At 74.9% G+C, this 12,197-nt stretch carries 10 protein-coding genes; 6 read left to right on the forward strand and 4 right to left on the reverse strand.

All coding sequences use genetic code 11. The features are described from left to right. Positions 1-134: 134 nt before the first annotated feature. Both ACVV2G_RS09660 and ACVV2G_RS09665 read left to right on the forward strand, forming a co-directional pair. Complete coding sequence (locus ACVV2G_RS09660) at positions 135-1,835, forward strand: PucR family transcriptional regulator (protein WP_453842206.1); 1,701 nt, start codon at positions 135-137, stop codon at positions 1,833-1,835. A gap of 162 nt (positions 1,836-1,997) precedes the next feature. Then, complete coding sequence (locus tag ACVV2G_RS09665) at positions 1,998-2,786, forward strand: hypothetical protein (RefSeq protein ID WP_453842207.1); 789 nt, start codon at positions 1,998-2,000, stop codon at positions 2,784-2,786. A 253-nt stretch (positions 2,787-3,039) separates the two neighbouring features. Here ACVV2G_RS09665 and ACVV2G_RS09670 read toward each other — a convergent pair whose 3' ends face one another. Beyond that, a complete protein-coding gene (locus ACVV2G_RS09670) occupies positions 3,040-3,918 on the reverse strand; it encodes a GntR family transcriptional regulator (RefSeq protein WP_453842208.1) in 879 nt (292 codons plus the stop codon). Between the two features lie 168 nt (positions 3,919-4,086). On the opposite strand from ACVV2G_RS09670, the gene ACVV2G_RS09675 reads away from it, so the two are divergent. Together ACVV2G_RS09675 and ACVV2G_RS09680 are read left to right on the forward strand one after the other, a co-directional pair. Continuing rightward, entirely contained in the window at positions 4,087-4,932 is an 846-nt protein-coding gene (locus tag ACVV2G_RS09675; RefSeq protein ID WP_453842209.1) for a (2Fe-2S)-binding protein, read from the forward strand. 280 nt (positions 4,933-5,212) lie between these two features. Next, positions 5,213-6,268, forward strand: coding sequence for a DUF2637 domain-containing protein (locus ACVV2G_RS09680; protein WP_453842210.1), 1,056 nt, complete (start codon positions 5,213-5,215; stop codon positions 6,266-6,268). Positions 6,269-6,302: 34 nt separating this feature from the next. Here ACVV2G_RS09680 and ACVV2G_RS09685 read toward each other — a convergent pair whose 3' ends face one another. From ACVV2G_RS09685 to ACVV2G_RS09695, 3 genes are all read right to left on the reverse strand, one after another. Continuing rightward, positions 6,303-6,701 carry an ATP-binding protein gene (locus tag ACVV2G_RS09685; RefSeq protein WP_453842211.1) on the reverse strand — a complete coding sequence of 133 codons (399 nt, stop codon included), beginning with the start codon at positions 6,699-6,701 and terminating at the stop codon, positions 6,303-6,305. Positions 6,702-6,837: 136 nt separating this feature from the next. Then, positions 6,838-8,580 (reverse strand): pyruvate dehydrogenase, encoded by a 1,743-nt coding sequence (locus ACVV2G_RS09690; RefSeq protein WP_453842212.1) that lies wholly within the window; start codon positions 8,578-8,580, stop codon positions 6,838-6,840. A 28-nt stretch (positions 8,581-8,608) separates the two neighbouring features. Next, positions 8,609-10,294 carry a protein phosphatase 2C domain-containing protein gene (locus tag ACVV2G_RS09695; RefSeq protein ID WP_453842213.1) on the reverse strand — a complete coding sequence of 562 codons (1,686 nt, stop codon included), beginning with the start codon at positions 10,292-10,294 and terminating at the stop codon, positions 8,609-8,611. A 286-nt stretch (positions 10,295-10,580) separates the two neighbouring features. Between ACVV2G_RS09695 and ACVV2G_RS09700 the strand changes: the two genes are divergently transcribed. Beyond that, the gene (locus ACVV2G_RS09700) at positions 10,581-11,564 is read left to right on the forward strand and encodes a helix-turn-helix domain-containing protein (protein WP_453842214.1); all 984 of its coding nucleotides are present in this window, start codon (positions 10,581-10,583) and stop codon (positions 11,562-11,564) included. A gap of 60 nt (positions 11,565-11,624) precedes the next feature. Continuing rightward, positions 11,625-12,107 carry a DUF456 domain-containing protein gene (locus ACVV2G_RS09705; protein WP_453842215.1) on the forward strand — a complete coding sequence of 161 codons (483 nt, stop codon included), beginning with the start codon at positions 11,625-11,627 and terminating at the stop codon, positions 12,105-12,107. The last annotated feature ends 90 nt before the right edge of the window (positions 12,108-12,197 follow it).

Raw genomic sequence — 12,197 nt, forward strand, 5'->3', positions numbered from 1 at the left:
TGGCTGGCCAGCGCGGGCATCTTGTAGATTCGTATGAAAGGAGGTCCTCAGTAACCTCCTCGCTTTCCTCCGGCAACGGGCGACACAGCCGCGTGACCTGGAACACTTCGAGACAAAGAACGGCGGCGACGAGAATGCGGCTGCGCGCACTGCTGGACACCGACGCGCTGGGCCTCAGGCTGCTCGGCGGCGAAAACGAGCTGGACCGCTCCGTGCGGGGCGTGATGACCACCGACCTGCGGGACCCCAGCCGCTACCTGTCCGGCGGGGAGCTGGTCCTGACCGGCCTGGCCTGGCGCCGGGACGCCGACGACTCCGAGCCCTTCGTCCGTCTCCTGGTGCAGGCCGGCGTGACCGCCCTCGCCGCCGGTGAGGCGGAGCTGGGGAGCGTGCCGGAGGACCTGGTGGTGGCGTGCGCGCGGCACCGTCTGCCGCTGTTCGCGGTGAACGAGTCGGTCGCCTTCGCGACCATCACCGAGCACGTGGTCCGCCAGGTCTCCGGCGAGCGGGCCGGGGACCTGGCGGCGGTGGTGGACCGGCACCGCCGGATGATGACCTCCGGCCCGGCGGGCGGCGGCCCCGACGTGGTCCTGGACCTGCTCGGCTCCGACCTGGACCTGCGGGCCTGGGTGCTCTCCCCGACCGGGCGGCCGGTGGCGGGCCCGAGGGACGCGGGGCCCGCGCTGTCCGCCGAGGTGTGCGCGAAGCTGGCGGCGGAGCACCTCGCGGCCATCCGAGCGGGGCGGCGCGCACCGCACCGGGTGCCCCTGGGCCCCACGGCGTACAGCCTCTTCCCGGTGCGCGCCTCGGGGCACCGTACGGCGGTGGCCGGCGCGGCGCGCGCCCCGCAGGCCGCCCGGGACGTGCGCGAGACGGTGCTGTCGGACTGGCTGCTGGTGGTGGAGGCGGACGCCGGGGACTGGGCCGAGGAGCGGCTCGACCTGCTGCACGGCGTCACGCAGCTGATCGCGGTCGAGCGGGACCGGCGGGACGCGGCGCGCACGGTGCGGCGGCGGCTCGCGCAGGAGGTGCTGGAACTGGTGCAGACGGGTGCCGCACCCGCCGAGATCGCGGCCCGGCTGCGCGTCGCGGCGCCGGTACTGCTGCCGGGCCTCGGCGCCGCCCCGCACTGGCAGGTGGTCGTCGCCCGTGTCGAGTGGGAGAACGGCGAACCGGACACCGGCCCGGTCGCCCAGACGCTGCTGGAGGAGATCCTGGTCGACCCGCTCACCACGGGCCCCGAGCACTCCGACCGCATCGCCGTGGCCCACACGGGCGACGAGGCCGTCGCCCTGGTGCCGCTGCCGGCGGTCTCCAGCGAGCACGACGGCTCCGAGACCGGCGTCCTCGCGGACGCGCTCCTGGCGGCCGTACGGGAGCCGCTGTCGGCCGGGCTGGACGGCGACGGGCGGGTCACGCTCGGCGTCAGCGCGGCCGTGCACTCGGCGGAGGGGCTGCGCGGCGCGCTGGAGGAGGCGCGGCACGCGCGGCGGGTCGCCGCGGCGCGCCCCGGCCGGGTCTGCGCGGCCGGCCACCAGGAACTGGCCTCGCACGTCCTGCTCCTCCCCTTCGTCCCCGACGACGTGCGCCGGGCCTTCACCGCCCGGCTGCTGGACCCGCTGCGGGACTACGACCGCCGCCACCGCGCCGAGCTGATCCCGACGCTGGAGGCCTTCCTCGACAGCGACGGCTCCTGGACGCGTTGCGCGGCCCGGCTCCACCTGCACGTCAACACACTGCGCTACCGCGTCGGGCGGATCGAGCAGTTGACGGGGCGCGACCTGTCGCGCCTGGAGGACAAGCTGGATTTCTTCCTGGCCCTGCGGATGAGCTGAGCCGCGGGCCCGTGACGGCTTCCGCGGCGGCCCCCCGCCCCGGGGCCGTCAGGTCCACGACTTTGTGAAAAGTTTCACCCAGCCTCTTGGCCGGGCTGCCGGATCCGTGCTGAGATGCGGCCACCACTCGGGAGCTCGACGGCGTGCTAAGGGGAGGGCGACGTGGCGCATTCCGCCATGGCCGGTTCTGGTTGGGGAACGACCGAAGGTGACGATCCGCTCCAGACCGCCGTGTGGCGGCTGCGCTCGCGCGCCTGCTGGACCGACGCGGCGGCCCTGCTGGCGCCGGACACCGCGGCCGCCGCGTTGCAGCGGGCCGCGCTGCTGGTGGAGCGGTGCCTGTACACGGAGCAGGGCTGGGCGGACGCCGAGGACGCGCTGCGCACCGCCGAGGCGCTGGCCGACGGCGACGACGAGCGCGGGGCCGCCGCCTGCGAACGCGGACAGCTCGCGTACGCCGCCACCGTGCACGGGGTGCGCGACCGGTCCGACGAGGCGCGGGCCGCACTGGGCCGGGCGGCGGCGCTGATCGCGCCCGGTGCCCGGGGGCGGGCACTGCTGGACTTCCGGCGCGGGCTCCTCGCGGAGAACCTGACCCGCTCGCCGCAGGCCGCCCGAGCGGCGTACCGGCGCGCCCACGCCGGGGCCACGGCTCAGGCCGACCCGCTGCTGCAGTCCGCCACCTGGCGGCATCTGGCCGGACTCGCCCTGCGCGAAGGGGAGCTGGCGGAGGCCCGGCACGGCTTCGCCGAGTCGCTGCGCATCCGCGAGGAGCTGGGATACCTGGTCGGTACGGCGCCCGCGCTGGTCTCGCTCGCGGACGCCGAGTCGGAACCGGAGGCGTCGCGGCTGCGGGAGGAGGCGCGACGCCTGTTCCGGCTGCTCGGCGGAGTACCGACGTGGCTGGCCCGGCACCTGGCGCCACCGGCCGCGGGCGCGGCGACGGCGTGACCGGCGGACCGGGGCCCGGGACGCACGTCGCGGGGGCCTGCCCGGTCACGCCGGGGCCCGGGACGCACGTCGCGGGGGCCTGCCCGGTCACGCCGGGGCCGCGGACGCGCCCGGTCGCGCCGGGACTGAGGACGCGCCCGGTCACGTCGGTGTGCGCCGCCGCTCGGCCGGCCGTCGAGCCGCCCGGCCGGAGACCGGCTCCCGGTCCCCGGGCCTTGGGCCCCTCGGCGGGGTCCACGGGCCGGGGGACGGCTCACGCGCCCGCGAAGTGCTCCCCCACCAGGGTCCGCACCACGTCCAGGTCGCCGGCGATCAGCGCGTCCAGCAGTGCCGTGTGCTCGTGCGCGTCGGCGATCAGGTCGACCCGCCCCCGTACCGCGGGGGCGCCGGCCGGCGGCCACTGGGCGCGGCGGTGCAGGTCACCGGCGATCCGGACGAGCTGGTCGTTGCCGGCCAGCGCGAGCACCGCGCGGTGGAAGGCGCGGTCGGCCTCGGCGTAGGCCGCCGGGCAGCCGGACGAGGCGGCCCGGACGGTGGCCTCGGCGAGCGGGCGCAGCTCCGCCCACCGCTCGGCGGGCACCGTACGGGCCAGGCGGAGCAGCACGGGCACCTCGATCAGGGCCCGGACCTCGGCGAGTTCGGCCAGTTCCCGGTCGCCGCGTTCGACGACGCGAAAACCCCGGTTGGGGACGACCTCGACGGCGCCCTCCAGGGCGAGCTGCTGCATGGCCTCCCGCACCGGCGTCGCGGAGACGCCGAACCGCTCGCCGAGCGCGGGTGCCGAGTAGACCTCACCCGGGCGCAGCTCGCCGGCCACCAGAGCGGTGCGCAGGGCGGCGAGGACCTGCCCGCGTACGGAGGAGCGCTGGACGAGGCCCCGTGGCCGGGGCGGCGCGTTCTCGCCGTGCGTGTGCTCACCGCGCACGCCCTCGCCCGCTCCCCGGCTCTCCGGAGCCCGGTCGCGGTCTCGATCGCCGTCTCGGTCCAGCTCTCGGTCGCGGCCTCGCTCCCGGTTCCCGTCCGGGGCGCCGGGCTGCGCCGGGAGCCGTACCGATCCGGACCGTCCGGCCCGCTCGGCGGTGCGGGGCCGCCCGCCGCCCGTCCCGGCGGGCCCCTGCGCGCTCGGCTTCACGGGTCCTCCTGCGGGACGTGTCGGTACTTGGGGTCATTACGGCGGGTTGTCGCCTGTCCGTCAAGCACCATAAGGGCACCGGCCGCCAGTTCACATCCCGGAGATCTTGGGTAAGGTAAGGCTTACCTCAAGCAATCCGATGTTTCCGACCCGGATCGGTGGTCCCGCATGCCTGTCACCCGCTCGGCCTTCACGGACGCCTACGCGCGCCTGTCCGAGGTCCTCCCGGGGCTGGGCGTCACCGAGCTGGACGCGGCCGGAGCGTTCCCGCACGGCGGCGGATGGGTCGGGGCCGAAGCGCTCGCCGCCGGCGGGACGGAGCTGGAGTCGTTCCTCGCCTGGGACGACGCCCAGGTGCTGCGGGACTACGGGCAGCGGGCCCGGCCGGACGTGGTCGCGAGCTTCGGGCTGCACCGGTACGCCTGGCCGGCCTGCCTGCTGATCACCGTGCCGTGGTTCCTGCACCGCCGGGTGCCCCGCTACCCCGCGGCCCAGGTCGCCTACGACCGCGGCGCCGCCGGGCTCCCCCTCGGCCGCATGGCCGTGCGCTCCGCCGGGTTCGCCTGCCTGCCCGGCGACCCCGCCGCCGCACTGCCGGGCGCCCGCGTGGTCGCCGACGAGGAGGCGCTGCGGGCCGAGGTGCGCGCCTCGGTCGCCGAGCACCTGGAGCCGGTGCTGGCGGGTTTCGGCCCCCGCATGCGGCGGCGCGGACGCGCTCTGTGGGGCATGGCGACCGACGAGGTCGTGGAGGGCCTCTGGTACGTCGCCCACCTGTTCGGCGAGCAGGAACGGGCACGGCACGAGCTGGAGCTGCTGCTGCCGGGCGCGACCAAGCCGTACGTCGGCGACGCGGCGTTCCGCGAGCTGACCGGCCCGGACGGCGAACCGCTGCACACCCGGGACCGGGCGAGCTGCTGCATGTTCTACACGCTGCGCCCCGAGGACACCTGCGCCACCTGCCCGCGCACCTGCGACGCGGACCGCGTCAACAAGCTCCTCGCCACCGCGGGTTGAGAACTGCCCGCCACCGCGGGGCGAGCGAACGTCGGTTAAGATCATCGATGTCGTTTCACAACTTCCCCACGCGTCGCGGGAACTTTCCGTGGAACCACCCGTACGGGTATTCTTAATCGAACTCAACTCCCGCCCCTCATGCGGCAGTTCGAGCAGAACGCCGCCCTGGGCACCCCCTCTCACTCCCTTGGCGGCCTCTTGCCCCGAAACCCCCTGAGGGCCGCTGGGTTTGGGCCACCATGGCGGGCGTTACGCCCTATCCCAATGCAAGGGACCCCAGATGAGATTGACCGACATATCGCTGAACTGGCTGCTTCCGGGCGCCGTGCTGCTCCTGGGCATGCTGGCGGCGGTGGCGGTGCTCGCGCGAGGCAAGCGTTCCTCGGGGAAGGACGCGGGCGCGGACGACTCGTGGGAGCGCATGGAGGAGCGGCGCAGGCGCAAGGAAGCCCTCTACGGCAGCGTCTCCTACGTCCTGCTCTTCTGCTGCGCCGCGGTCGCCGCGGCGCTCTCCTTCCACGGTCTGGTCGGCTTCGGCGAGCAGAACCTCGGCCTGAGCGGCGGCTGGCAGTACCTGGTGCCGTTCGGGCTCGACGGGGCGGCGATGTTCTGCTCCGTCCTCGCGGTGCGCGAGGCCAGTCACGGTGACGCGGCGCTCGGCTCGCGCATACTCGTGTGGACCTTCGCGTTCGCGGCGGCGTGGTTCAACTGGGTCCACGCGCCCCGCGGCATCGGTCACGCGGGTGCCCCGCACTTCTTCGCGGGCATGTCCCTGTCGGCGGCGGTCCTGTTCGACCGGGCCCTGAAGCAGACCCGCCGGGCCGCGCTGCGCGAGCAGGGTCTGGTGCCGCGTCCGCTGCCGCAGATCCGCATGGTCCGCTGGCTGCGGGCCCCCCGGGAGACGTACCGCGCCTGGTCGCTGATGCTCCTGGAGGGTGTGCGCAGCCTCGACGAGGCGGTCGAGGAGGTCCGCGACGACCGGCGCCGCAAGGAGGAGGCCAAGCAGCGCCGGCGCGAGCAGGAGCGTCTGGAGCGGGCGCAGCTCAAGGCGATCAGCCGGGGCCACGGCCACCGGGGCTTCCCCGGGGGGCGCGGCGGCCGTCAGGTCGAGGTCGAGGTGCAGCAGGTGGAGCGCGGCACCGAGCGAGCCACCGCGGAGCCTGCCATAGCGGCCCCGGAGCCCCTGCCCGGACGCCAGCGGCCCTCCCTGCAGCCCGTGCGGAACGGAGCTGACCAGATCACCGTGGACCTCACCGCGGAGGACGACACCCAGGCCCTGCCGCGTCTGGACTCCCTGGAGCGCAAGCTCAAGGACCTGGAGCAGCAGTTCGGTTAGCCGGATGCCGCCCGGGCGCCCGGTCCCGGGCGGCTCAGGCGGCCTCGGCGTCCAGCTCGAACCAGACCGACTTGCCCGCGTCGCAGGGCCGCACGCCCCAGTCGTCGGCGAGGGAGTACACCAGGACCAGGCCTCTGCCGTTGGTGCTCTCCTGCGGATCGGGATCCCGCGGCCGGGGCAGCCGGCCGACGAAGTCCCGCACCTCGACCCGCAGCGCGCGCGGCCCGACCGTGGCGGTCAGGACGGCGCCCTCGTCGGTGTGCACGAGCGCGTTGGTGACGAGTTCGCTGGTCAGCAGCTCCGCTATCTCCGACCGTCCGGGCCCGCCCCAGTGCCGCAGCAGCTCACGCAGGGCCCGCCGGGTCTCGGGCACCGCCCGCAGGTCCGCCCGCCCGAGCCGCCGGCTGAGCTGCGGCGCCGTCTCCCTCTCCATGTCCCCCGTCCGCGCGCCGATGTCGCTTCCCCTCCTCTTCGAACAACTTCACGGGAGAAGCCTTGCCCGTTCGGGCCCCGGGCAGTCATCCGGAGCCCGGACAGTCCTGTCGAAAAGTCAACGACCGTCCGTCCGGTCAAGGCCGGGGCACGTTCCGCAGGTTCGAGCGGGCCATCTGGAGCATCCGCCCGACGCCGCCGTCCAGGACGATCCTGGAGGCGGACAGGGCGAAGCCGGTGACCATGTCGGCGCTGATCTTCGGCGGGATGGACAGGGCGTTGGGGTCGGTGACGACGTCGACGAGGGCCGGCCCCTTGTGCCTGAACGCGGCCTTCAGCGCCCCGGCCAGTTCCTTGGGCTTCTCCACCCGCACCCCGAAGGCCCCGCACGCCTCGGCGACGGCCGCGAAGTCGGGGTTGGTGTTGGCCACGCCGTGCGAGGGCAGGCCCGCGACCAGCATCTCCAGCTCGACCATGCCCAGCGAGGAGTTGTTGAAGAGCACGACCTTCACCGGCAGGTCGTGCTGGACGAGGGTGAGGAAGTCGCCCATCAGCATGGTGAACCCGCCGTCGCCGGACATCGAGACCACCTGCCGCCGCCGGTCGGTGAACTGGGCGCCGATCGCCATCGGCAGCGCGTTCGCCATCGAGCCGTGCGAGAAGGAACCGATGATGCGGCGGCGGCCGTTGGGCGAGATGTAGCGGGCGGCCCAGACGTTGCACATGCCGGTGTCGACGGTGAAGACGGCGTCGTCGTCGGCCAGCTCGTCCAGCACGGCGGCGACGTACTCGGGGTGCAGGGGGACGTGCTTGTCGACCTTGCGCGTGTACGCCTTGACCACACCCTCCAGGGCGTCCGCGTGCTTCTTGAGCATGCGCTCCAGGAAGCGGCGGCTCTTCTTCTCCTTCACTCGCGGGATCAGGCAGCGCAGCGTCTCCTTCGCGTCGCCCCACACCGCGAGGTCCAGCCTGGAGCGCCGGCCCAGGTGCTCCGGCCGGACGTCGATCTGGGCGATCTTCACGTCGTCGGGCAGGAAGGCGTTGTACGGGAAGTCGGTGCCGAGCAGGATCAGCAGGTCGCACTCGTGGGTGGCCTCGTAGGCGGCACCGTAGCCGAGCAGCCCGCTCATCCCCACGTCGTACGGATTGTCGTACTGAATCCATTCCTTGCCGCGCAGGGCGTGCCCCACCGGGGACTTGATCTTCCCGGCGAACTCCATCACCTCGGCGTGCGCGCCCGCCGTGCCGGCGCCGCAGAACAGGGTGACCTTGTCGGCGTCGTCGATCAGCCGTACCAGCCGGTCGATCTCCTCGTCGCCGGGACGGACCGTCGGCCGGGAGGTGACGAGCGCGGTCTCGGCGGCCTTCTCCGGAGCGGGCTCGTCCGCGACGTCGCCGGGCAGGGAGACGACGCTGACGCCGCCCCGGCCGACGGCGTGCTGGATGGCGGTGTGCAGCAGCCTCGGCATCTGCCGCGGGCTGGAGATCAGCTCGCTGTAGTGGCTGCACTCGCGGAAGAGCCGGTCGGGGTGGGTCTCCTGGAAGAACCCGAGGCCGATCTCGCTGGACGGGATCTGGGAGGCGAGGGCGAGGACGGGGGCCATGGAGCGGTGGGCGTCGTAGAGCCCGTTGATGAGGTGCAGGTTGCCGGGGCCGCAGGAGCCGGCGCACGCGGTCAGCTTCCCGGTGATCTGGGCCTCCGCCCCGGCGGCGAAGGCGGCGGTCTCCTCGTGCCGGACGTGCACCCACTCGATGCCGGGGTGGCGGCGCACGGCGTCCACCACCGGGTTGAGGCTGTCGCCGACGACTCCGTAGAGGCGTTCGACCCCGGCACGGGTGAGGATGTCGACGAGCTGTTCCGCGACGTTCTGTTTGGCCATGGCTCTACGTATGGCACAGCGAGCGGTGTCACGCCTCCCACACGGCGGCGGCCGTGCGGTCGTCGGCGTACCCCTTGACCCGGAGACGGCTGTCGGCGAGGAACTCCGCGAGGCCGGGCGGCGTACGGCCCGCCCACCGCCGCGCGAGGAGCCGGCCCAGTTCGGGCTCGCTCAGCAGCGGCTCGGCGAGGCCCGCGGTGCACATCAGGAGCACATCACCCGGCCGGGCTACGGAGGCCCGGAAGCGGAAGGGCCGGCGGGGCGGCCCGGCGGGCGGTCCCGGGTGCGGGCCGGGCGGTGCCGCGACCCCGAGGTCCATGGTGAGCCGGTCGCCGTCGGGTGTCTCGCTCGGCGCCCCGCTCGCCGTACCGCTCCGGGGCGGGCCGCCGAATCCCACGACGGGCTCACCCGTGACATCACCGGCCTTCGGCTCCATGTTCTGCCAGGCGCCGTCCCGCAGCCGCAGCAGTCCGCCCTCGCCCACGCCGAAGAAGACCCTCGTGCGGCATGCGGGGTCGGCGGGCAGCAGCAGGCAGCGCAGGGTGGCCTCGTACCCCTCCGGGGGCAGGCCCTGTTCCGCGGCGGCGGCGCGGACCCGTCCGAGGCTGCGGTCGGTGAGCCGGTGCAGGCCGGACTTCAGGTCACCGCGCCGGCCGGCCCGGAGGTCCTCGGCGAGCCGTGCGTGGCTGCGGCCCACGGCACGGCCGATCCACCGGCACGCCTCGGCGGCGGCGAGGTGCGCCCCGGCCGTCGCGCGGGCGCCGGTCGCCATCGCCACCAGGACCAGCGCCTGTTCGCCCGCACCGAAGCGGGCGACGAGCAGCGCGTCGCGGCGCGGGTCGCCCCGGTAGCGCGCGGAGTCCCCCCGTGCGGAGACGGCCCGCAGCGTGCAGGTCCCGTACCGGGCGCCGTCCAGCACGGTGTCGGCCACCAGCCCGTCGAGCCCGTCCGGGTCGGCGGCCGGCAGCGCGGTGGGCTCGGCGTCGTAGGTCGGCGGCCGGGAGCCGACGTAGTCCCGCGGGGAGGACGAGGACCCGTCCCCGCCGTCCTGCGCCCGCCCGGGCCGGGACGGCGCGGGCGTCGGGGGCGTCGGGAGGAACGGAGGCGGGAGCGGGGGCAGGGGTGGGGAGGCGTCGGGAGCGGGTGGGGCGGCCGGGGCGGGGGGTTCGGTGAGATCGGCGGCCCCGCTTCCCGAGGTGGTGCGCCCGTGGGGGCCGGCCCGGCGTTCGGTCGGCCGCGCCCCGGACCGTTCAGGACCGGGAGGGAAGCCCGTGGGGCCGGGGGGTGTGGAGGGTGGTGGTTCCCCCGGGGCCCGGAACGGGGGCGGGGATGGGGACGGGGACTGGGACTGGGACCGGGCCGGTCCGGGGCGGCGTGGTGTGCCGCCGCCCTGACGGGTGTCGCCGGCCTGCGACGAACCCGCGGCACGGGGGCCGGGCACGACGGGCGACGGGACGCCGGGCGCCGCCGGCGAAGTGGGGCCGGGCGCCGCCGGTGGAGTGGGGTCCGGGGTGCGGTCCGTCGGCGGTGACGGTGTCGTACCGCTCCGGGCGCCGTGGCCCGGCCCGCGGGACACCGTCCCCGCTGCCGAGGCGAAACGGTCGTCCAGGGAATCGGGCGCGGCGGTGGGACCGGCGTCGTCGGTGGAGTCGTCGTACAGCTGTGTCCACCAGTCGTCGTCCCGACCGGTGGGGTTTCCCCCCTGCTGGCTCATGCTCCCGATTGTCCACCGAGGGGACCGTAGGAGAACGGGGCATCCGGAAAGTCCGGCGTACCGGCACGCGCCGGACACGTTCGTGCGACGCGTCGCACGGCCTTGCGCAGCGAGGTCGCCGAGCGGTCCCACCCCCCACGGGAGAACCGCCCGGCGACGCCACCTTGGCAGAGTGACCGGTGGTACGGCGATGATGTCCGGAGGCGGGTTTGCGCCGTGGCCGTTTCCCGCCACGGACGCCGCCCGGATGGTGGTGAGGTTGGTTCTCGGGGAGGGACGACGCCTGATGCTGGGAGTGTTGGGGCTCAAGGACACCCATGAGTCGGCGTACCGCGCGCTGGTGTCCGTGGGCGCGGCCGACGTGCCCGATCTGGCCCGCCGGCTGGCACTCGGCGAGCAAGAGACGGAACGTGCCCTGCGCCGGCTGGAACAGAACGGGCTCGCGGCCCAGTCCTCGGCCCGGCCCGGCCGCTGGGTCGCCGCGCCGCCGGGCGTGGCACTGGGCGCGCTGCTCACCCAGCAGCGGCACGAGCTGGAGAAGGCGGAACTGGCGGCGGCGCTGCTGGCCCAGGAGTACCGGGCGGCGGCGTCCGAGCCGGCGGTGCACGACCTGGTGGAGGTGGTGACCGGTGCGGCGGCGGTCGCCCAGCGCTTCCTCCAGCTCCAGCTGGGGGCGAGCGAGGAGGTGTGCGCGCTGGTCACCGGCAACCCGGTCGCCGTCACCGGAATGGAGAACGACGCGGAGGAGCAGGCCACCGGACGCGGGGTCCGCTACCGGGTGGTGGTCGAGCGTTCGGTACTGGACCTGCCCACCGGCATCACGGAGCTGACCGCCGCGCTCGGCCGCGACGAGGAGGTCCGGGTGGTGGACCGGGTACCGACCAAGCTGGTGGTCGCCGACCGGGCCCTCGCCCTGGTACCGCTCACCGCCCGCTCCTCGGAGCCGGCCGCGCTGGTGGTGCACGCCAGCGGCCTGCTGGAGCTGCTGTCGGGCCTGTTCGAGGCGGTCTGGCAGGACGCGCTGCCGCTGCGGCTCGGCGTGTCCGGCGTGACCGAGCACGGCCCGAACGGGCCCGACGGCACCGACCTGGAGATCCTCTCCCTGCTGCTGGCCGGGCTGACCGACGCCAGCGTCGCCAAACAGCTCGACCTGGGCCTGCGGACCGTACAGCGCCGGGTGAAGCGCCTCATGGAGCTGACCGGGGTCACCACCCGGCTCCAGCTGGGCTGGCACGCCTACGAGCGGGACTGGGTGGCCCGCAAGCGCTGACCGCCCCCGCCGCCGCCCCGGACATCTGCGGACCGCACCCGGCTCCGGCACCCTGGACAGATGGGAGCGTGGAACCTCCTGCTGTCCGGCCTGGTCATCCTGCTGGGGCTGTGCGGCGTGCTGCTCCCCGGCATGCCCGGGTCGTGGCTGGTGTGGGCCGGGGTCCTGTGGTGGACGCTGGAGGATCCGCAGCCGCTCGCGTGGGCCGTACTGGTCGGCGCCACGGCCGTCCTGCTCCTGTCCCAGGCGGTGCGCTGGGCGCTGCCCTCCCGGCGGCTGCGCGGGGACGACGCCACCCGCCGGGTCACGGCGTACGCGGGCGCGGGCGCCTTCCTGGGCTTCGTGCTGCTCCCGGTGCTCGGCGCGATCCCCGGTTTCCTGGGCGGCATCTACCTCGCCGAGCGGATCCGGCTCGGCCGGCACGGCGAGGCGATGGCGGCGCTGCGGACGACGATGCGCTCGGGCGGCGGCGACCTGCTGACGGAACTCTTCACCTGCCTGCTCATCACCGGGGCATGGCTCGGGGCGGTGCTGGGCGGCTAGGAGTGCTGCCGTCTCGTTGCCGACCTGGAGCGCCTCCCTCCCTGCCTCCGCCGGTCACCGGCACCCGCCCCGCACCCGAAGGGCGCTGCG

The sequence above is a fragment of the Streptomyces sp. JK94 genome, from assembly GCF_053613315.1.